At 73.5% G+C, this 19,752-nt stretch carries 17 protein-coding genes; 10 read left to right on the top strand and 7 right to left on the bottom strand.

All coding sequences use genetic code 11. The features are described from left to right. Positions 1-82 precede the first annotated feature (82 nt). Both ROT00_RS10065 and ROT00_RS10060 read left to right on the top strand, forming a co-directional pair. Positions 83-1,093 carry an ATP-binding cassette domain-containing protein gene (locus ROT00_RS10065; RefSeq protein WP_404774502.1) on the top strand — a complete coding sequence of 337 codons (1,011 nt, stop codon included), beginning with the start codon at positions 83-85 and terminating at the stop codon, positions 1,091-1,093. Continuing rightward, positions 1,090-1,905, top strand: coding sequence for an ABC transporter permease (locus ROT00_RS10060; RefSeq protein WP_404774500.1), 816 nt, complete (start codon positions 1,090-1,092; stop codon positions 1,903-1,905). Before ROT00_RS10065 ends, ROT00_RS10060 begins: the two co-directional genes overlap by 4 nt. 15 nt (positions 1,906-1,920) lie before the next feature. On the opposite strand, the gene ROT00_RS10055 is transcribed toward ROT00_RS10060, so the two are convergent. From ROT00_RS10055 to ROT00_RS10045, 3 genes are read right to left on the bottom strand one after another with little or no spacing between them, the layout of a single operon-like run. Beyond that, positions 1,921-5,205: an AfsR/SARP family transcriptional regulator gene (locus tag ROT00_RS10055; protein ID WP_404774499.1), complete on the bottom strand. Its 3,285-nt coding sequence runs from the start codon at positions 5,203-5,205 to the stop codon at positions 1,921-1,923. Positions 5,206-5,260: 55 nt separating this feature from the next. Further along, positions 5,261-5,830, bottom strand: a complete 570-nt coding sequence (locus ROT00_RS10050; RefSeq protein ID WP_404774497.1) for a CoA-binding protein — start codon at positions 5,828-5,830, stop codon at positions 5,261-5,263. Then, positions 5,827-7,122, bottom strand: a complete 1,296-nt coding sequence (locus ROT00_RS10045; protein ID WP_404774496.1) for an O-acetylhomoserine aminocarboxypropyltransferase/cysteine synthase family protein — start codon at positions 7,120-7,122, stop codon at positions 5,827-5,829. Before ROT00_RS10045 ends, ROT00_RS10050 begins: the two co-directional genes overlap by 4 nt. Positions 7,123-7,226: 104 nt before the next feature. On the opposite strand from ROT00_RS10045, the gene ROT00_RS10040 reads away from it, so the two are divergent. Continuing rightward, the gene (locus ROT00_RS10040; RefSeq protein WP_404774494.1) at positions 7,227-7,523 is read left to right on the top strand and encodes an antibiotic biosynthesis monooxygenase family protein; all 297 of its coding nucleotides are present in this window, start codon (positions 7,227-7,229) and stop codon (positions 7,521-7,523) included. Between the two features lie 186 nt (positions 7,524-7,709). Beyond that, complete coding sequence (locus ROT00_RS10035) at positions 7,710-8,039, top strand: DMT family transporter (RefSeq protein WP_404774493.1); 330 nt, start codon at positions 7,710-7,712, stop codon at positions 8,037-8,039. A 71-nt stretch (positions 8,040-8,110) separates the two neighbouring features. Here the strand turns inward: ROT00_RS10035 and ROT00_RS10030 are convergent, their stop codons facing one another. Next, positions 8,111-8,557, bottom strand: coding sequence for a hypothetical protein (locus ROT00_RS10030; protein ID WP_404774491.1), 447 nt, complete (start codon positions 8,555-8,557; stop codon positions 8,111-8,113). Further along, complete coding sequence (locus ROT00_RS10025) at positions 8,554-9,597, bottom strand: NAD(P)-dependent alcohol dehydrogenase (RefSeq protein WP_404774490.1); 1,044 nt, start codon at positions 9,595-9,597, stop codon at positions 8,554-8,556. The genes ROT00_RS10030 and ROT00_RS10025 overlap by 4 nt, the downstream gene beginning before the upstream one ends. Positions 9,598-9,865: 268 nt before the next feature. Here ROT00_RS10025 and ROT00_RS10020 point away from each other — a divergent pair, with 268 nt between their 5' ends. After that, a complete protein-coding gene (locus ROT00_RS10020) occupies positions 9,866-10,480 on the top strand; it encodes a TetR/AcrR family transcriptional regulator (RefSeq protein WP_404774488.1) in 615 nt (204 codons plus the stop codon). A 12-nt stretch (positions 10,481-10,492) separates the two neighbouring features. On the opposite strand, the gene ROT00_RS10015 is transcribed toward ROT00_RS10020, so the two are convergent. After that, positions 10,493-12,292 (bottom strand): dolichyl-phosphate-mannose--protein mannosyltransferase, encoded by a 1,800-nt coding sequence (locus ROT00_RS10015; protein WP_404774486.1) that lies wholly within the window; start codon positions 12,290-12,292, stop codon positions 10,493-10,495. Positions 12,293-12,310: 18 nt separating this feature from the next. Then, entirely contained in the window at positions 12,311-14,146 is a 1,836-nt protein-coding gene (locus ROT00_RS10010; RefSeq protein WP_404774484.1) for an HNH endonuclease signature motif containing protein, read from the bottom strand. Positions 14,147-14,239: 93 nt separating this feature from the next. Here ROT00_RS10010 and rsmI point away from each other — a divergent pair, with 93 nt between their 5' ends. The 5 genes from rsmI to rsmA all read left to right on the top strand — a co-directional run bounded on the left by rsmI (position 14,240) and on the right by rsmA (position 19,746). Beyond that, entirely contained in the window at positions 14,240-15,067 is an 828-nt protein-coding gene (gene rsmI, locus ROT00_RS10005) for a 16S rRNA (cytidine(1402)-2'-O)-methyltransferase (protein WP_404774482.1), read from the top strand. Between the two features lie 158 nt (positions 15,068-15,225). Next, entirely contained in the window at positions 15,226-16,374 is a 1,149-nt protein-coding gene (locus tag ROT00_RS10000; protein WP_404774481.1) for an NADP-dependent oxidoreductase, read from the top strand. Positions 16,375-16,415: 41 nt separating this feature from the next. Next, positions 16,416-17,975, top strand: coding sequence for a methionine--tRNA ligase (gene metG, locus ROT00_RS09995; RefSeq protein WP_404774480.1), 1,560 nt, complete (start codon positions 16,416-16,418; stop codon positions 17,973-17,975). A gap of 8 nt (positions 17,976-17,983) precedes the next feature. Continuing rightward, on the top strand, positions 17,984-18,865 hold the full coding sequence (locus ROT00_RS09990; RefSeq protein ID WP_404774478.1) for a TatD family hydrolase: 882 nt from the start codon (positions 17,984-17,986) through the stop codon (positions 18,863-18,865). After that, positions 18,862-19,746 carry a 16S rRNA (adenine(1518)-N(6)/adenine(1519)-N(6))-dimethyltransferase RsmA gene (gene rsmA / locus ROT00_RS09985; RefSeq protein WP_404774476.1) on the top strand — a complete coding sequence of 295 codons (885 nt, stop codon included), beginning with the start codon at positions 18,862-18,864 and terminating at the stop codon, positions 19,744-19,746. Before ROT00_RS09990 ends, rsmA begins: the two co-directional genes overlap by 4 nt. Positions 19,747-19,752: the final 6 nt, after the last annotated feature.

Raw genomic sequence — 19,752 nt, 5'->3', positions numbered from 1 at the left:
CGTGCGCCACGACCGCGCCCATGACCGCGCCGTGACAGCGTCGTGGCAGTGCCGTGCAAGCGGCTGGCGGGACCCTGGGGGCATGAACCACACCGATTCACACTGGGCGATCGAGGCGGACGGCCTCGTGAAGACCTTCGGCGCGAACCGCGCCGTCGACGGCGTCGACCTGCGGGTCGCGGCCGGAACGGTCTACGGCGTCCTCGGCCCGAACGGGGCCGGAAAGACCACCACCATCTCCATGCTCGCCACCCTGCTCCGGCCCGACGCCGGCACGGGGCGCATCTTCGGGCACGACGTCGTGAAGGAGCCGCAGGTCGTGCGGCAGCTCATCGGCGTCACCGGTCAGTACGCCTCGGTCGACGAGACGCTCTCGGCGACCGAGAACCTCGTGCTGTTCTCCCGCCTGCTCGGGCTCGGCCGCGCCGAGGCCAAGCGCAAGGCCGCCGAGCTCCTCGAGGAGTTCGGACTGACGGATGCCGCGAAGCGCCCCCTCAAGCAGTTCTCCGGCGGCATGCGCCGTCGCCTCGACCTCGCCGCGAGTCTCATCGCGCAGCCCCCGCTCATCTTCCTCGACGAGCCGACCACCGGCCTCGACCCGCGCACCCGTGCGCAGATGTGGGACACGATCCGCCGGCTCGTGTCGAGCGGCTCGACCGTGCTGCTCACCACCCAGTACCTCGACGAGGCCGATCAGCTCGCCGACCGCATCGCGGTCATCGATCGCGGCCGCGTCGCGGCCGAGGGCACCGCCGACGAGCTGAAGGCCTCGGTCGGCTCCTCGAGCCTGCAGCTGCGGCTCACCGACCCCCGCGACCTCGGCGACGCGCAGGCGGCGATCGAGCGCGTGCTCGGCGTGCGTGCGACGACGAGCCCCGAGGCGGGCCGGCTCACGGCTCCGATGCAGGACGCCGACCGGGTGACGGAGCTCCTCGTCACGCTCCGGGAGGCGGGCATCCACCTGACCGAGCTCAGCGTCCAGAAGCCGACGCTCGACGAGGTCTTCCTCACCCTCACCGGCCACGGCGTCGAGGCGGAGGAATCCGCCGCCGACGACTCGGCCGAACCGCAGCTCGAAGGGAGCCGCGCATGACCACCACCACCATCGTCCCGGGCGCCGCTCGCAGCCTGAAGAACCACGTCAGCCTCGGCCAGACCGTGCGGAACTCGCTCAGCATGGCGTACCGCGGGCTGCTGAAGATCAAGCGCACGCCCGAGCAGCTCGTCGACGTGACGCTGCAGCCGATCCTGTTCACCGTGATGTTCACGTACATCTTCGGCGGGGCGATCGCCGGGGACCCGTTGAAGTACCTGCCGTTCTTCCTGCCCGGCATCCTCGTGCAGACCGTCATCACGACCTCGGTCGTCACCGGCGTGCAGCTCCGCGAGGACATGGACAAGGGCGTGTTCGACCGATTCCGCTCGCTGCCGATCGCGCGGGTCGCCCCGCTCGCCGGCGCGCTCCTCGCCGACACGGTGCGCTACGGCATCGCGACGACGCTCACCTTCGTCACCGGGTACCTGATGGGCTACCGCCCGGAGGCCGGCCTCGGCGGCGTGCTCGCGGCGAGCGTCGTGGTGATCGTGGCGGCCTGGGCGCTCAGCTGGATCTTCGCGTTCTTCGGCGTGATCGCCCGCTCGGCCGGCTCGGTGCAGGGCATCTCGTTCCTCGTGCTGTTCCCGTTGACGTTCCTCTCGAACGCCTACGTCCCGGCCGACACGATGCCCGACTGGCTGCAATGGTTCGTCGGCATCAACCCGGTGTCGCACCTCGTGACCGCCGCTCGCGGCCTCACGATGGGCAGCGACGTCACCGGCGACCTGCTCGCGACGCTCCTCGGGGCGGCGATCGTGGTCGCGGTCTTCGCGCCGCTCACGGTGCGCGCCTACATGCGGAAGGCGTAACCGCCCCCGCGCGGCTCAGGCCCCGGGGCCCGTCGTCGGCAGCGGACGTGCGAGGAGCTCGCGCGTCCGCGCCACCCGGGCCTCGGGGTCGAGTGCTGCCGCCGCCGAGCGCGCCTGCTCGAGTGCGGCACGGCCGACGAGGCCCTCGGCGTCGCCGAAGTGGGTCGCGAGGCGCAGGCCGGGCAGGTCCTGGCGCGCCCGGAGGCGTTCGGCCAGGGCGAGGAGCTCCAGCCCCCGCTCGCGGAGCTCGGAGCGGCGGATGGCCCACGCCGACCAGCCGAGCGCGGCGGTGCCGAGCACCGGCTTGTCGGTGTAGCTCGACCAGGCGCGGTGCAGCCCGAGCGTGCGGTACCGGATGCGGGCGGCCCAGAACGCGGCGTCCTCCGCATCCCGCTCGTCGTGCGCGGCAGCGGAGACGAGGTCCGCGAGCACCATGAGGTACCAGGGGGAGGAGCGTTCGGCGACCCCGAAGGAGTCGAGCGCGGTGCGGGCGTGGCTCGCGGCATCCGCCATCCGACCCTCCGCGCGCGCGAGCTCGGACAGGCCGAGCTCGCCCACGGTGGCCAGCCCGAGTCCGTCCGCGGTCCGCCGCTCGCTCGACGCGAACTCCGTGATGAGCGGCCGCGCCTCGTCGAGGCGTCCCGCCGAGAGCAGATTGCCCGCCCGCATCCACTCGAGCTGCACGAGGTCGGGCTCGGAATCGAGGAGCCGGAGGCCCGCCTCGGCGGACTCGGCCCAGCGCAGCGCCGCCTCCGGATGCCCCGTCTGGCTCGCGAGCTGGGCGAGCATCATCGCGGACATCGACTCGGCCCAGACGTCCCCGACCCGGCGGGCGAGCGCGTGCGCGTGGTGCGCGTGCTCCGTCGCCGCCTCGGGGTCGCCCGCGTTCTCCTCGAACTGGGTGCGCAGGAGCGCTCCGACGAGGGCCGTCGACCGGTCGTCGGACTCGCTCATGGCGACGAGCTGCCCGACCGCCAGTTCCAGGTCGCCGGCCTCCAGGAAGCCCGCGATGCCGCGCAGCCACTCCGGCACCGGCCAGCCGTCGCGCGCGTGCGCCTTCAGCCGGGCGAGGGCCCGCGCGGCGGTCGCCGCGTCGTAGGCCATGGCCGTGGATGCCGCGAAGACGGCGGTGAGCAGCGCGGGCACCGCGAGCTCCGGTCCGCGTGCGCCGTGCCGCGTCGCCAGGAGCGCGGCCTGGCCGAACGCCATCACCTCGGCGTGGGCGCTGCGCACGCTCCAGAAGTAGCCGAGCGCCGAGTACACCCGGAGCACGGTGGGCACCCGCTCCTCGGCGATGGCGCGGCGCAGCACCTCCACGAGGTTCTCCTCCTCGAGGCGCAGGCGGCGGAGCGCCCGCAGCTGCTCCTCGCCGCCGCCGACGAAGGGCAGCTCGGAGACCCGCTCGGCCCAGCGGGCCATCGCATCCCTCGCCTCGGCGGTCGCCCCCTCGCGCTCGAGCCGGAGCTGACCGAACTCGCGCACCGTCTCGAGCATCCGGTACCGCACGGTGCCGTCGTCGGACTCGCGCACCGTGAGGAGCGACTGGGCGACGAGGCCGTCGAGCACGCGGAGCGCGTCGTCGCCGAGCACGGCGTCGGCGGCGTCGACCCCGAACCCGTCGGCGAACCAGGAGAGCCGGGCAAGGCCGCGCCGCTCGGCGTCGTCGAGGAGCGCCCAGCTCCAGTCGATGACCGCCTCCAGCGTGCGCTGCCGCTCGGGCGCGCTCCGGTCGCCGTTCGAGAGCAGGGCGAAGCGGTTGTCGAGGCGGGCCTCGATCTCGGCGACCGACATCGAGCGGACGCGGGCGGCGGCGAGCTCGATGGCGAGCGGCAGCCCGTCGAGCCGCGTGCACAGGCGGTCGACGACGTCGTCCGGCAGCGCGGCGTCGGGCCGGACTGCGAGGGCGCGATCGCGGAAGAGCCGTCCGGCGGGACCGATCCCCTCGCCGTCGCGGACGACGAGCGGGGCGAGCGGGACCACGCGCTCGGCGCTGATCTCGAGCGGGCTGCGGCTCGTCGCGAGGATCGTCAGCTCGGGAGCGGCGGCGAGGAGCTCGGCCGCCCATCGGGCGGCGCCGTCGATGATCTGCTCGCAGTTGTCGAGCACGAGCAGGGTCGGCGCCTCCCCGAGTCGGGCCTCGATGCGCTGACGCAGCTCGGGACGGCTCGCCGCGTCCGCGAGCCGCGCGGAGCGCGCCTCGCGCAGGCCGAGCGCGGACCCGAGCGCGAGCTCGATGTCGTCGTCGTCGCGGACGCCCGCGAGTTCGACGACGACGACCGCGGGCGCCGGGAACCGGGCCGCGACCGCCTGGGCGAGCCGGGTCTTGCCGAGCCCGCCTGCGCCGAGCACCGTCACGAGGCGGTGCTCGTGCAGGAGCCGCTCGACCTCGCGCACGTCGTCGTCGCGGCCGAGCAGCGGGTTGGGGGCGGCGCGGAGGCCGAGGCGGACGCCGGCGACGGGCATCGTGGCCCCGCCCGCCTGCGCGGCGTCCGCGCTCGCCGCGGGCGTCCCGGATGCCGCGGAACCGGCCTCCGGAGTCTCCCGCAGCAGTCGCGCGTGCACGCCGACGAGCGCCGGCGAGGGGTCGACGCCGAGCTCCTCGGCGAGCCGCTCGCGGAACGCGGCGTACTCGGCGAGCGCTTCCGCTCGGCGGCCGCCCGCGGCGAGCGCCTCGAGGCGGCCCGCCACGACCGCTTCGTCGAGCGGATGCCGCTCGGCGAGGGCGGCGTAGGCTTCGGCGGTCTCGGCGTGGGCGGTGCCGCTCGCGGCGAGGAGCGCCGCCCGGCGGCGCAGGAGCCGCTCCCGCGCGGTCGTGGCCCGGGCGGCGAGGGCTTCGGCCACCGGTGCGCCGCCGAGGTCTTCTCCGGGCTCGCCGCGCCAGCCCGCGAGGGCCGCGTCCACCGTCGCGAGCTCCGCGCTCGCGTCGACGGCGTCGGGATCGCTCGGCCCCTCCGCGAGCTCGGCCGCCGTGAGGTCGACGAGCCGCGGGCCCGGGTCGAGGGCGTAGCCGCCCGGCGTGGAGCGGATGAGCCCGGGGGCGATCCGCCGGAGCCGGCTGACGAGGGTCTGGAGCGCGGCGCGCGGATGCTGCGGGGCCGCGTCGCCCCAGAGCTCGTCGACGATCGTGTCGATGCCGACGGCATCGCCGGGGCGGCGCGGGATCGCGACGAGGACGGCCACGAGCGCCTTCGCGAGCGCCCCCGGCGGCTCGACGAGGCATCCGCTCGCATCCGCGACCACGACGGGGCCGAGCACGCCGACCGCCGGCGTGCCCTCGCTCGCTCGATCGGCGTTCAGCACGCGGTCGAGCCTAGTGCCGGCGGCCGCGTGGGTGCCCGAGCTCAGCGACCCGGCCTCAGCGGGCCGTCTTGCGGGCGCTGATCTGCCCGGTGTCGAAGCCGAGCAGGTGCAGGCCGCCGTGGAAGCGGGCGTGCTCGACCTTGATGCAGCGGTCCATGACGACGGTGAGGCCCTGTTCCTCGCCGTAGTAGGCGGCCTCCTCGTTCCAGATGCCGAGCTGCACCCAGATCGTCTTCGCGCCCGCGGCGACGACCTCGTCCACCACCTGCGGGATGTCGCTGCCGCGGCGGAACACGACGACGACATCGGGCACCTCCGGCAGAGCGGCGAGGCTCGGGTAGGCCGGCTCGCCGAGGATCTCGGACTCGTTCGGGTTCACGAAGTAGAGCCGGTAGTCGCTCGACTGCTGCAGGTAGGTGCCGACGAAGTAGCTCGAACGCTGCGGCTTCGGCGAGGCGCCGACGATCGCGACCGACTTCGCGGCGTTCAGGATGCGCAGGCGCGCCTTCGCGTCGGGGCCGGCCCAGGTGCGCTGGGAGCGCAGCAGCTTCGCGAGCGGCGAGTCGGCCGGGAGCTCGCAGCTCAGGCCGTTCACGAGCCGGACCGTTTCGAGCGTGTCGGTCATCGGGTGCCTCCTGTCGCGGCCGCGAGCGCCTGGTCGAGATCGTAGATGATGTCGTCGACGTCCTCGATGCCCACGGAGAGGCGGATGACGCCGGGCGCGACACCCGCGTCGAGGAGCTGCTGCTCGGTCAGCTGCGCGTGCGTCGTGGAGGCCGGGTGGATGATCAGCGTCTTCGCGTCGCCGATGTTCGCGAGGTGGCTCGCGAGGTCCACCGATTCGATGAGCTGCTGGCCGACCCGGCGGCCGCCCTTCACCTCGAAGCTGAACACCGAGCCCGGGCCGAGCGGCAGGTACTTCTTCGCGCGGTCGTGGTGCGGGTGGTCCTCGAGGCCGGCCCAGAAGACGCGCTCGATGCGCGGGTCCTCGGCGAGCCAGTTCGCGACGGCGCGCGCGTTGTCGACGTGCGCCTGGATGCGGTACGGGAGCGTCTCGACGCCCTGCGCGAGGAGGAAGGCCGAGTGCGGGGCGAGCGAGGGGCCGATGTCGCGCAACTGCTCGGCGCGGAGCCGGGTCAGGAACGCGTACTCGCCGAAGTTGCCGCTCCACTCGAGTCCGCCGTAGCTCGGCACGGGCTGCCCGAACAGCGGGAACTTCTCGGAGTGCCAGTGGAATCGGCCGGACTCGACGACGACGCCGCCGAGGGTGGTGCCGTGACCGCCGAGGAACTTCGTCGCCGAGTGCGTGACGATGTCGGCGCCCCACTCGATCGGGCGGTTGAGGTACGGCGTCGCGATCGTCGAGTCGACGATGAGCGGGATGCCGTGCGCGTGCGCCACGTCGGCGAGGGCCTCGAGATCGGCGATCTCGCCGGAGGGGTTCGCGATCGTCTCGACGAAGATCGCCTTCGTGGAGTCGCGGATCTCGGCGGCGTAGGCCTCCGCGTCCGAGCTCGCGACGAATGTCGTCTCGACGCCGAAGCGGCGGAGGGTGACATCGAGCTGGGTGATCGAACCGCCGTAGAGGTTCGCCGAGGCGACGAGGTGGTCGCCCGCCCCGACGAGGCTCGCGAAGGTGATGTACTGCGCGCTCAGGCCGCTCGCGGTCGCCACGGCGCCGAGCCCGCCCTCGAGGCTCGCGACGCGCTCCTCGAAGCTCGCGACCGTCGGGTTCGCGAGGCGGGAGTAGATGTTGCCGTACTTCTGCAGCGCGAAGCGCGCGGCGGCGTCGGCGGTGTCGTCGAAGACGAAGGCGCTCGTCTGGTAGATCGGCAGGGCCCGCGAGCCCGTCACCTGGTCGGGGATGTTGCCCGCGTGGATGGCGCGGGTCTTGAAGCCGTATTCGCGGTCTGCCATGCCGCAACGCTAGCCGGGGCATCCGCCGGGTCCGAGTCCCGCCGTAACGCGGGGCAATGCAGGCGCGCGGCCCGTGCCGGGCGGCCGGCCGCTACGCTGGCGCGATGATCCTGGAGCACGCGATCCTGCCCGTCGTCCCCGGCCGCGAGGCGGCGTTCGAGGAGGCCTTCGCCGAGGCGAAGGCGATCATCGCCGGGATGCCGGGCTTCCTCGACCTCGAGCTGTCGCGCTCGATCGAGACGCCGAACGAGTACCTGCTGCTCGTGCGCTGGGAATCGCTCGAGGCGCACGACCCCGGCTTCCGCGGCTCGGCGGAGTACGGCCGGTGGCGGGAGCTCCTGCACGGCTTCTACGATCCGTTCCCCGTCGTCGAGCACTTCGACCGGATGGCGCTCGCGTAGCGGTAGCGGCGCGGGGTGCACAGCCCCTGATCAGCCTGCACAGCCCCTGATCAGGCGCCGTTGCTACGATGAAGCCCGGGTCGCCCACTCCGGCGGCCACCGGACGAGGGCACCCAGTACCCGGACACGACGACTGGCGCGAGGCATCCGTATCATCGGTGCCGCACGAGTCAGGAGTGAACGATCATGGCGTGGGTCATCCTCATCGCATCCGGTGTTCTCGAGGCCGTCTGGGCGACGGCGCTCGGCAAGTCCGAGGGCTTCACGAAGCTCTGGCCCTCGGTGATCTTCTTCGGCGCGCTCGCGCTCTCGATGGGCGGCCTCGCCTGGGCGATGCGCGACATCTCGACCGGCACGGCGTACGCCGTCTGGGTCGGCATCGGCGCAGCGCTCACGGTCGTCTGGGCGATGGTCACCGGCGACGCCGAGGTGTCGTGGATCAAGATCGCGCTCCTCGTCGGGCTCGTCGGCTGCGTCGTGGGCCTGAAGTTCGTCGACGGCGGCTCGGGCCACTAGGCGCCGGTGCGGAGCGGCGCGGCGCGGCGCGGCGCGGTGCGGCGCGGGTCGCGTTGCACCGCCCCGCGTCCTCATCCCGCCGGGCGCCAGGCGATCGCCTGCCAGATGAGCACCCCGTTGACCAGGAAGCTCACGACGAGGAGCACATTGTCGTAGAGGCCCGGGTAGGGCATCCCGACGAGGTTGAAGACGACGAGCGCGGCGGAGACGACGATCGTGATCCAGCGCAGCGGTTCGGCCGGGGTGAGGAGCGACACGAGGATCATCGCGATCGGCACGAGCATGATGAGCGCCGCCGCGAGCCACATGCCGCTCGTCGCCTCGGTGCCGCTGATGCGACCGGGCGTGAGGTCGCCCGAGAAGATCCGCAGCACGTCGCCGAGCAGATAGATCAGCATGAGCGAGATCCAGGCGCCCGCGAGCACGATGCGCACCGGGTCCATGCCGACGGTGCCCGCCGCGGTGGTGGCGGCGGTGCTCGCGGCGCTCGTGACCGCCGCGGCGGCCTCGCCGGTCACGGCGTGCTCCGCTCCGGCGTCTGCTGCGCGGGTCGCGGGCGAAGGCCGAGCCGCTGCGGGTGCACGACGAGGTTGCCGACCTTGCGTCCGCTGTCGACGAGGGCGTAGGCCTCGGCGATCCGGTCGAGCGGGAGTGCCGGCTCGTGCACGACGCGGAGCCGGCCGTCGGCGAGGAGGTCGAGCAGCGCGGCGAAGCCCTCCGGCCGCTCCGGGGCGGGGCCGGTCTTCACCGGCCCGTGCGCGGTGATCGTCTCGCCGAGGCTCGCGACGACGAGGAGGAGGCGTCCGCCGTCGGCGAGCAGGGGCCGTCCGGTCGCGGGGGAGAGCGCGCCGACGGTGTCGAGGACGAGGTCGAAGCGCTCGTCGAGCTCCTCGGGCGGGGTCACCCGGTAGTCGACGACGCGATCGGCGCCGAGCTCGGTCGCGAGCGCGGCGTTGCGGGCGCTCGAGACGGCCGTGACGTGCGCGCCGAAGTGCTTCGCGAGCTGGACGGCGCTCGTGCCGACCGCGCCCGAGGCGCCGATCACGAGCACGCGATGGCCCGCGCGGATGCCGCCCTTGTCGGTGAGGTAGTGCAGCGCGGTGCTGCCGCCGAAGAGCACGCCCGCGGCATCCTCGTGCGCGACCTCCGCGGGGATGGGCGCGAGCTTGCCTCGGGAGATGGCGACGAGCTCGGCGTGCGCGCCCATGGCGACCCCCGTCATGCCGCACACCCGGTCGCCGACCGCGAGTCCGGCGCCGGGCGTGGCAGCGAGCCGCGCCGCCGCTCGCCCGCGCGGTTCCGGCCCCGCCGCGACGACGACGCCGGACACGACGTTGCCGAGTACGGGGCGCCTGGGGCCGCGGAACCCGAAGGCGAGCCGGGCGACGGCACCGAAGCCCTCGGGGAATCGCCCGCCGCGGATGCGCGCATCGCCCGAGTTCACCGTGCTGGCCTCGACCCGGACGAGGACCTCGCCCGGCCCCGGCACCGGATCGGGGCGTTCGACGACTCGCGCCACCTCGGGCGGGCCGTACCGTTCGACGACGACTGCGCGCATGCTGCTCCCTTACGCCTGTAAGTCTGTTGGCGCCAACGGTAGCCTTACACTCGTAAGGACGCAAGTGCTGCACGTCGAATCGCCCGGGCCCGCGTTCAGCCCAGCCGCTCGGCGCTCGTCAGCCGGCGCGGGAGAGTCGGGAGGAACTGTGGCCGAAGCAGCGCAGGATCGGGCATCGAGCCGGGCATCGAGCTCGGGGTCGGGCTCGGGCTCGGGGGCTGGTCGCGCAGCGGGCCGGGCTCGGACGCCGCTCACCCGCGAGCGGATCGTGGCCGCCGCGATGGCGGTCGCCGATGCCGGCGGACTCGCCGCGGTCAGCATGCGTACCGTCGCCCGCGAGCTCGGCGTCGAGGCCATGTCGCTCTACCACCACGTCGACGGCAAGGACGCGATGCTCGACGCGCTCGCCGAGGAGATCTTCTCCCGGTTCCCGCTCGCCGAGCTCGGGGCGCCGTGGCGCGAAGCGCTCACCGAGCGCGCGCACGGCGCGAGAACAGTGCTGTCGGCGCATCCGTGGGCCCTCGTGCTGCTGGAATCGCGGGGCGATCCGGGCCCGGCCGTCGTCCGGCAGCACGACCGCGTGCTCGGCGTGCTCCGGACGAACGGCTTCGATGTGCTGCTCGCCGGCCATGCGTTCTCCGTGGTCGACGCGTACGTCTACGGCTTCGTGCTCACCGAGACGAACCTGCCCTTCACGCCCGAGGTCGGGGCCGAGGAGTTCGCCGCCGGCCTCGAACTGGCGGCCGAGGAGTACCCGTACCTGACCGAGTTCCTGGAGACCCGCATCGTCGGGCAGCGCTACGACTACGGCGACGAGTTCGGTTACGGGCTCGACCTCGTGCTCGATCAGCTCGAGCTGCGCCTGGCGGAGCTGTCGGGGTAGCGAGTCTCGCGCTCAGCCCCAGCTCGGCAGCCAGAAGTGCAGCTGGCGGAGGAGGGGCGGGATCGGCAGCGCCGTCCAGATCGGCAGGAAGAAGGCCGAGACCAGCACGACGGCTATGAGGAAGATCGCGACGGTGAGGATGCCGCGTTCCCGTCGCCAGCGCGGATCGTCTCGTGTGCCGAGGACGAGCCCGATGACGAACACCAGCCCGAGCAGCAGGTACGGCTCGAAGGCGATCGAGTAGAACTCGAACACGGTGCGGTCGAGGTAGGCGAGCCACGGCAGGTACCCGGCGGCAAGGCCGACGAGGATGGCGCCGACGGCCCACTCGCGCCGGCGGACGAGCCGGTAGACGAGGTAGCCCGCCGCGATCGCTGCGGCCCACCAGATGAGCGGGTTCCCGAGGCCGATGATCGACTCCGTGCAGCCGCCGCCGCAGCCCGCGCTGTCGGCGTAGTACATGTTCGTCGGCCGGATCATGAAGAGCCAGGTGAGCGGGTTCGCCTGCCACGGATGCGGCGTGTGCACGCCCACGTGGTAGGTGTACGCGCTCTGGTGGAAGTGCCAGAGGCTCTGCAGCGGAAGCGGCACCCAGGAGAGCCATCCGCTCGCCGCGTTGCCGGCTTCCTCCGCCCAGTGCCGGTCGTAGCCGCCCGAGGTGACGAACCATCCGGTCCACGAGGCGAGGTAGACCGCGAGCGCGACGGGGACGAGGAGCAGGAACGTGGCCGGAGCCTGCTTCAGCACGGCGCCGCTCGCCCAGAGCTGGAGGCCGGCACGGCGGCGGGCGACGGCGTCGACGACGACGAGGTAGATGCCGAACGCCGCGAGGAACCAGGCCCCCGACCACTTCACCGATGCGGCGGCGCCGAACGCCGCGCCGGCGGCGAACACCCAGGGCCTCGCCCAGAGCACCGGTCCGTAGTGCGGATCGCGGCCCGCCGCGCGGAGCTCTCCCACGCGGCGTTCGAGCCGGCGGGCGCTCCAATCGCGATCGAGCAGGACGAACCAGAACCCGATGAGGGCGAAGAGCATGAGCCAGTTGTCGAGGAGGGCGACGCGCGACATCACGATCGCGTTGCCGTCGACCGCGAAGAGGAGCCCGGCCAGGACCGCGAGCATCGTCGAGCCGAAGAGCCGGCGCCCGGCCAGCGTCAGCAGGAACACCGCGACGGTGCCCGCGAGCGCGGTCGAAGCGCGCCACCAGAACGCGGAGTCGGCGCCGAACGCGGCCATGCCGAGCGCGATCATCCACTTGCCGAGCGGCGGGTGGACGACGTAGGAGGCCTGGTCGCCGTAGATGTCGGTGTCGCCCGCGGCGAAGTCGGCGTCGGCGCCCTCCGGCCACGTCGACTCGTAGCCGTTGTGGAGGAGGGTCCAGGCGTCCTTCACGTAGTACGTCTCGTCGAAGACGATCGCCTGCGGGTGTCCGAGGTTCCAGAAGCGGAGCACCGCGGCGAGCAGCGTCACGAGGATCGGCCCGCCCCAGTACCAGAGCGCGCGGCGCCGCGGGGTCGAGAGCAGCCTCGCCCACCACTCGTCGTGCCGCGAGCCGGTCGGCTCGGCGGCGGCGTCGCGTTCGGGCGGGAACGGATCGGCGGCGAAGAGGTCGGAGCCCGGAAGCGGGGGCGTGGCTGTCCGGGCGTGCGGCTGCGTCTGCGTCTGCGTCTGCGGCTGCGGCTGCGGCTCTGGCTCCGGCTCGGGCTGCAACTGCGGCTGCGACTGCGCCGGCGGGGGAGTCTCCGCGGACACGTCTGCCTCTGCAGCGTCGCCGTTGCGCGCAGGCTGCTCCGGCGGCTCGGCGACACTCATGCGCCCCACCCTAAGACATCAGAACGGCGCACGATCGGGGTAGTCCCGTGAGCGGAGCGGGTCGGTGCGCGCGAGACGGCCCCCGGGACTCCGCCAGGTGATCGTGCCGTCGGAGGAGCGGGCGACGGTGAATCGGGCCCGGTGCTTCAGCGTGTGATCGGAGCGGCACACCGGGGCCAGGTTGTCGATGTCGGTCGTGCCGCCGTTCGCCCATGCGGTGAGGTGGTCGAGATCCGCTGTGGTCGCCGGGCTCGTGCACCCCGGCCGGGTGCAGCCCTCGTACTGGTGGGCGAGCCATCTGCGCTGGGCTGCGGTCACCCGGTAGCGCGTGCGGTCGAGGGCGAGCGGTGCGTTGTTGAACGGGTCGGTGGCCAGCCGGAGGAACGTCGGCGCCTCGGCGAACAACCGCCTGGCGGTGTCGTCGTCGATCGGGCCGTAGCCCTCGAGCTCGGCGGGTCGATACGCGGGGCGGGGCGCGGGGCCGGGCGCTGAGCCGGATGCGGTGGTCTTGGTCGCCGTCGCCGTCGCCGTCGCCGTCGCCGTCGCCGTCCCCGTCGCCGTCGCCGTGGCCGGGGGCGTGGTCATGGGCGAGGACGAGACAGAGGTCGTGGTCGAGTTCGCACCGATGAGCGTCAGCGCGGGCACGGTGACGAGGATCTCGGTGCGCACCGCGGTGGGCGTGCCCGCGCCCGTGAGGAGCTCCGTCGCGACGTCGGCGCGCAGCTGATCGAGGGTGCGGGTCTCGCCGGGCCGCCCCGCGCAGCCGGTCGCCGTGGCACCGATTCGAGCGCGGATGCGCGCTGCGTCGACCGCCGAGATGTGCAGCGTGACCCAGGCCATGCCGTCGTCGGCCGGATCGACCACGAGACGGCGCCGGGCGTGCGCGCGGGTGTGACGGGCGGAGACCTCGTCGGGCTGATCGAGCTTCGCGCGGAGCAGCCGAGCCCGCCGCCGGAACCGGGCGAGCGGCACCGTCGCCGCGAGTTCGGCGAACTCCGCATCGAGGGCTGCGAGCCGCTCCGCGGCGGCACGCGCGGCGGCCCGGTGCTCCGACGTGCCGCCCCGGAAATCGGACGGCACGGGGAGCCCCGAGATGACCTCGAGCGCGACGCGCACTTCGGCGTACGACGCGATGCCCTCTCGGAAGCGGGCCCAGAGCCGAGGCAGGAGGTCGTGGCAGTACGTCGCCTCGTGGGCGCGACTGCGGATGGTCGAGGCGGGCAGCATCAGGCGCATCGACAGTTCGGCGGCCACCGAGCGGGCGGCGAGCTCCGGGATGTCGGGCGACGGCGCCCGGGTGCGAGGACCGCCGCGGGATGCGCCGGTCGGCGACGCACCGGTCGACGATGTGCCAGTCGCCGATGTGGCGGTCGACGATGTGCCAGTCGACGATGTGCCAGTCGCCGACGTGCCGGTCGACGACGCGCCGATCGATTCGCCGTCGGCGAGCGTCTCGGCGTGCAGATACAGCTCCGGATGGGCGTCGGCGAGTGCGAAGGCGCGTCGGAACGCATCGAGCTGCGCCGCGAACTGCCTGGTGTGCAGGAGCTGCGCGCCCTCGGCCGCATCGAGGCTCGCCTGCAGCTCGGCGAACACCGCGCGGGAGCCGCCCGCCGCGGACGCCGCGCGCCACGCGTCGAGCGAGGCCCAGTCGGCCGAGGCCCAGTCGGCTGCGCCCGGATCGGGTGAGGTCCAGTCGGCCGCGCCCGGATCGGTCGAGGCCCAGTCGGGTGCACCCGGATCGGGCGAGGTCCAGTCGGCTGCGCCCGACTCAGTCGACGCCCAGTCGGCCGCCGCCGGCTCATCGGTCGCCCGGCCCGCTGTCGCCGGAGCGGCTGTCTCGATTCCCACCATGACCCGATTTTATCGAACATTGATTCGAATCTGCGGAGTCGGAGGCGATCTGTGGAGAACTCCATCGGCGCCGGATGCGGGAGACTTGAGGCCATGATCATCCTCGCGGCCACGCCCATCGGCAACCTCGGCGACGCCTCGCCGCGCCTGCGCGCCGCGCTCTCCGAGGCGCGCGTCGTGGCCTCTGAGGACACCCGGGTCACGCAGCGCCTCCTCGCCGCCCTCGGCATCGAGAACCGACCGCGGCTCATCGCCCTGCACGAGCACAACGAGCGGCAGAAGGCGGCCGAGCTCGTGGAGCTCGCCCGCGACGAGGACCTGCTCGTCCTGAGCGACGCCGGCATGCCCACCGTCTCGGACCCGGGCTTCCCGCTCGTCGCGGCGGCCGCGGCCGGCGGCGTCCTCGTGACCGCCATCCCCGGTCCGAGCGCCGTGGTGACGGCCCTCGCCCTCTCGGGGCTGCCGACCGACCGCTTCGCGTTCGAGGGGTTCCTCCCGCGCAAGGCGGGCGAGCGCTCCCGCCGCCTCGCGGAGCTCGCCGGCGACCGGCGCACACTCGTGTTCTTCGAGGCGCCGACCCGGCTCGCGGCGAGTCTCGTCGCGCTCGCCGAGGCGTTCGGCGCCGATCGGCCGGCCGCGGTCTGCCGCGAGCTGACGAAGCTGCACGAGGAGGTCCGGCGCGGGCCGCTCGCGGAGCTCGCCGAGTGGGCGGCGGAGGGCGTGCGCGGCGAGATCTGCATCGTCGTCGGCGGCGCCCCCGAACCGGAGGCGGCCGACGCCGGCGCGGCGGTCGCGCGCGTTCTGGAACTCACGTCCGCAGGCGCACGGCTGAAGGATGCCGCGGCGGAGGTGGCCGCGGCCACGGGGCTCGGCAAACGCGAGCTGTACGAGGCGGCGCTCCGCGAACGCGCCGGAGGCTGATCGCCGCGGCGACGCGCAGGGCGGATGCGCCCCCGCCGAAGCATCCCTGAGCGATTCCCGCAAGGCCCCGCCGAATCGCCCGGAACGCGCGACAATTGAGGTGAGCCCGGCCGCGCCGCGGCAAGAGGTCCGATCCGCGCCGGGCGTGGAGGTGCGACATGTCGAACGCAGTGCGATTCAGCTCCTACGGCGGCCCCGAGGTGCTCGAGGTCGTGGAGATCGAAGCGCCGCTCCCGCGGCCGGCGGAGGTCCTCGTCGAGGTGTACGCCACCGGCCTGAATCCCGCCGAGAGCGCGCTCCGGCGCGGGGAGGCGCGAGCCGGCAGCACCGTCGAGCTCCCGGCCCGGCAGGGGCGCGATCTCGCCGGCGTGGTCATCGCGACGGGCCCGGGCGTCGAACGCTTCTCCCGGGGCGACGAGGTGATGGGCTGGGGCGAGGGCACCCAGGCGAGCCACGTCGTCGTCCCCGAGAGCCAGCTGATGCCGAAACCGCCGGGGATCTCCTGGGAGGTCGCCGGCTCGCTCGCGACCGCCGGGACCATGGCGTGGAACGCGGTCGAGGGGCTCGCGCTCGGGCCGGCCGACACGGTGGTCGTCACGGCGGCCGCGGGCGGCGTCGGCTGCCTCGCCGCGCAGTTCGCGCGCCTCCACGGGGCGACCGTCATCGGCACGAGCGCCGACGCCCGCTTCGATTTCCTGCGCCAGTTCGGCATCCAGCCGCTCGGCTACGGGCCGGGGCTCGCGGCCCGGGTGCGCGTGACGACCTCGGCGCCGATCACCGCGTTCCTCGATTTCCTCGGCGGCGAGGCGGGCGCCGCGGTCGAGCTCGGCGTCCCCACCGGCCGGGTGCTCACCGTGCTCGACGAGGAGGCGATCGACGAGCGCGGCGTCGCCCGCGTCGAACCGGGCGACCTCGTGGCGCTCGGGCGGGTGTCCGCGGCGATCGCCGCCAAGCAGGTGCGGCTGCCCATCGCGGACGTGTTCGCCATCGACGAGGTCGCCGAGGCCTACCGGGCGCTGGACCGGAGGGATGCCGCGGGCAAGATCGTGCTCGGCCTCCGCGTCGTCGACTACCCCGGGCAGCGCGTCAAGGAGCCCGCGATCAAGGAGCAGGACGTCACGCTCGGCGTCCCGACGCCGCACGAGCGGCTCGAGGCCGTCGAGGCGGTGCCCGCGGCGATCGGCGACGGCAGCGTGCGCCGCCGACACCGCGAGGCGCGCGAACAGGCGGATGCCGGGGCGCGCGGGCAGGCGGATGCCGAGGCGCACGAGCAGACGGATGCCGAGGGCGGGCGCCCGCACCCGTAACCCGCGCTCGGGGCATCCGCCGCGCCCGTAGGATTGAGCGCATGGCCGACGGCTCCTCGTTCTACATCACCACGCCCATCTTCTACGTCAACGACGTGCCCCACATCGGGCACGCGTACACGGAGGTGGCGGCCGACGTGGCTGCCCGCTGGCACCGCCAGGCCGGCGACGACACCTGGTCGCTCACGGGCACCGACGAGCACGGCCAGAAGATCCTGCGCACCGCGACCGCCAACGGCGTGACCCCGAAGCAGTGGGCCGACAAGCTCGTCGCCGAGGCGTGGAAGCCGCTGCTCGAGACGATCGACATCGCGAACGACGACTTCATCCGCACGACCGACGAGCGGCACGAGCGCAACGTGCAGCGCTTCCTGCAGAAGCTGTACGACGAGGGCCACATCTACACGGGCGAGTACGAGGGCTACTACTGCGTCGGCTGCGAGGAGTACAAGCAGCAGTCCGAGCTCGTCGACGGCACCGGCGAGTACGAGGGCCAGCTCGTCTGCGCCATCCACTCCAAGCCGGTGGAGCTGCTGCACGAGAAGAACTACTTCTTCCGCATGTCGGCCTTCGCCGACCGGCTGCTCGCGCTCTACGAGGAGCACCCCGACTTCGTGCAGCCCGAGTCGGCGCGCAACGAGGTCGTGAGCTTCGTGCGCCAGGGCCTCGCCGACCTCTCGATCTCGCGCTCGACGTTCGACTGGGGCGTGAAGGTCCCCTGGGACGAGACGCACGTCGTGTACGTCTGGTTCGACGCGCTGCTGAACTACATCACCGCCGTCGGCTACGGCGAGGACGACGCCGAGTTCGCCCGCCGCTGGCCGGCCCAGCACATCGTCGGAAAAGACATCCTGCGCTTCCACGCCGTCATCTGGCCGGCCATGCTCATGGCCGCCGGACTCGACGTGCCCCGCGGCGTCTTCGGCCACGGCTGGCTGCTCGTCGGCGGCGAGAAGATGTCGAAGTCGAAGCTCACGGGCATCGCCCCCGAGCAGATCACCGAGGTCTTCGGCTCCGACGCGTTCCGCTTCTACTTCATGTCGGCGATCTCCTTCGGCCAGGACGGCTCGTTCTCCTGGGAGGACCTGGCCGCCCGGTACCAGGCCGAGCTCGCGAACGGCTTCGGCAACCTCGCCTCGCGCGTGGTCGCGATGATCACCCGCTACTGCGACGGCGTCGTGCCGACCGCGGGCGTGCTGAGCCCGGCCGACGCCGAGATCGGGACGATCGCGCGCCGCGCCACCGAGCGCTCGTGGGAGGCCATCGGCCGGCTGGCGATCCACGAGGCGATCGCCGAGGTCTGGCAGCTCGTCGACGCGCTGAACGGCTATCTCACGAGCGAGGAGCCGTGGGCGCTCGCGAAGGACCCGGAGCAGCGCGATCGCCTCGAGGCCGTGCTCGCAACCGCGTACCGCGGCCTCGGCACCCTCGCCGTGCTGCTCTCGCCGGTCGTCCCGAAGGCGAGCGCCAAGCTCTGGACCGCGCTCGGCGCCCCCGGCGAGGTCTCGGCGCAGCGCATCGACCGTGCCGACGAGGCGGAGCTCGGCGAGCGGGTGCAGCCCCTCGAGGCGCTCTTCCCGCGCGTCGAGGTCGCGGAGTAGGCGCGGTCGTGAGCGAGCACCTGCGTCGGCGATCGGACGGCGGCCGGGCGGCCGAGTACCCGCCGGCCCCCGAGCCGCTGCCGGTGCCGGTCTACGACAACCACACGCACCTCGAGATCGCCGACGGCGCGCTGCCGCTGTCGCCAGCGGAGCACCTCGAGCGGGCCGCGGCCGTCGGCATCGCCGGCGCGGTGCAGGTCGGCACGGACGTCGCGACGAGCCGCTGGTCGGCGGAGATCGCCGCGCGCGAGCCGCGCCTCCTCGCCGCCGTCGCGCTGCACCCGAACGAGGCGCCTGAGCTCGAGGCCCGCGGGGAGCTCGACGCCGCGCTCGAGGTGATCGACGAGCTCGCGGCCGAGCCGCGCGTGCGGGCGATCGGCGAGACGGGGCTCGACTACTTCCGCACCGGCGAGGAGGGGCGCGGCGCCCAGCACCGCGCCTTCGAGGCGCACCTGGACATCGCGAAGCGGCACGGCATCGCCCTGCAGATCCACGACCGCGACGCTCACGACGACGTCGTCGCGACGCTGCGGCGCGTCGGTGCGCCCGAGCGCACCGTCTTCCACTGCTTCTCGGGCGGCGAGGAGCTCGCCCGCACGGCGGCCGACGCCGGCTGGTACTGCTCCTTCGCCGGGAACGTCACGTTCAAGAACGCCGAGAACCTGCGCGAGGCGGTGCGGCTGCTCCCGCGCGAACTGCTCCTCGTCGAGACGGATGCCCCCTATCTCACGCCCGCGCCGCTCCGCGGACGCCCGAACGCGCCCTACCTCGTGCCGCTCACGGTGCGCTTCCTGGCCGAGCTGCTCGACGCCCCGCTCGACGAGCTCTGCGCGCAGCTCGCCGAGAACACGGTGCGCGTGTACGGCTCGTGGCAGGAGGGACTCGCATGACGGCGCCGCGCCAGCCGCTGCTCGGCCCCGCCGAGATCCGTGATCTCGCGGAGCTGCTCGGGGTCACCCCGACGAAGAAGCTCGGCCAGAACTTCGTGCACGACGCGAACACCGTCCGGCGCATCGTGCAGCTCGCGGGCGTCGAGGCCGGTGAGACGGTGCTCGAGATCGGCCCCGGTCTCGGCTCGCTGACGCTCGGCCTCACCGAGACCGGTGCGAAGGTCGTCGCCGTCGAGATCGACGGACGACTCGCCGAGCAACTGCCGAAGACGGCCGCGCTGCTGCAGCCGGACGCCTCGCTCGAGGTCGTGCACCAGGACGCGCTCCGCGTGACCGAGCTGCCGGGCGAACCGGTGCGGCTCGTCGCGAACCTGCCGTACAACGTCTCGGTGCCGGTGCTGCTGCACCTCCTCGAGCACTTCCCCTCGCTCACGGCCGGCATCGTCATGGTGCAGGCGGAGGTCGGTCATCGGCTGGCCGCCGGGCCCGGCTCGAAGGTCTACGGCGCCCCGAGCGTCAAGGCCGCCTGGTACGGCAGTTGGCGCATCGCGGGCCAGGTCTCGCGGCAGGTCTTCTGGCCGGTGCCGAACGTCGACTCGGTGCTGGTCGGCTTCGAGCGCGACGAGCTGCCCGGCAGCGAGGCGGAGCGGCTGGCGACCTTCGAGCTCGTCGACGCCGCCTTCCAGCAGCGGCGCAAGATGCTGCGCCAGGCGCTCTCGGGCGTCCTCGGCGGCAGCGCGGCCGAGGCATCCGCCGTCCTCGAACGGGCCGGCGTCGACCCGCAGGCCCGCGGCGAGCAGCTCGGCATGCCGGCGTTCCTCGCGATCGCGCGCGCGAAGGCCGCGGCGGGTGGCGCAGCGGGCGGAGCAGAGCTCGGCTAGCGTGGT

It is taken from the genome of Agromyces mediolanus (assembly GCF_044917495.1).
GTDB lineage: Bacteria > Actinomycetota > Actinomycetes > Actinomycetales > Microbacteriaceae > Agromyces > Agromyces mediolanus_B.
The sequence above is the reverse complement of the archived record's forward strand: the minus strand, read 5'-3'. Positions and strand labels throughout refer to the sequence as shown.

Coding starts and splice junctions, on each gene's coding strand:
- ROT00_RS10065 (WP_404774502.1), top strand. CDS start 83: ATGAACCACACCGATTCACACTGGGCGATCGAGGCGGACGGCCTCGTG.
- ROT00_RS10060 (WP_404774500.1), top strand. CDS start 1,090: ATGACCACCACCACCATCGTCCCGGGCGCCGCTCGCAGCCTGAAGAAC.
- ROT00_RS10050 (WP_404774497.1), bottom strand. CDS start 5,830: ATGACCGACACGCTCGAAACGGTCCGGCTCGTGAACGGCCTGAGCTGC.
- ROT00_RS10045 (WP_404774496.1), bottom strand. CDS start 7,122: ATGGCAGACCGCGAATACGGCTTCAAGACCCGCGCCATCCACGCGGGC.
- ROT00_RS10040 (WP_404774494.1), top strand. CDS start 7,227: ATGATCCTGGAGCACGCGATCCTGCCCGTCGTCCCCGGCCGCGAGGCG.
- ROT00_RS10035 (WP_404774493.1), top strand. CDS start 7,710: ATGGCGTGGGTCATCCTCATCGCATCCGGTGTTCTCGAGGCCGTCTGG.
- ROT00_RS10025 (WP_404774490.1), bottom strand. CDS start 9,597: ATGCGCGCAGTCGTCGTCGAACGGTACGGCCCGCCCGAGGTGGCGCGA.
- ROT00_RS10015 (WP_404774486.1), bottom strand. CDS start 12,292: ATGAGTGTCGCCGAGCCGCCGGAGCAGCCTGCGCGCAACGGCGACGCT.
- ROT00_RS10010 (WP_404774484.1), bottom strand. CDS start 14,146: ATGGTGGGAATCGAGACAGCCGCTCCGGCGACAGCGGGCCGGGCGACC.
- rsmI (WP_404774482.1), top strand. CDS start 14,240: ATGATCATCCTCGCGGCCACGCCCATCGGCAACCTCGGCGACGCCTCG.
- ROT00_RS10000 (WP_404774481.1), top strand. CDS start 15,226: ATGTCGAACGCAGTGCGATTCAGCTCCTACGGCGGCCCCGAGGTGCTC.
- metG (WP_404774480.1), top strand. CDS start 16,416: ATGGCCGACGGCTCCTCGTTCTACATCACCACGCCCATCTTCTACGTC.
- rsmA (WP_404774476.1), top strand. CDS start 18,862: ATGACGGCGCCGCGCCAGCCGCTGCTCGGCCCCGCCGAGATCCGTGAT.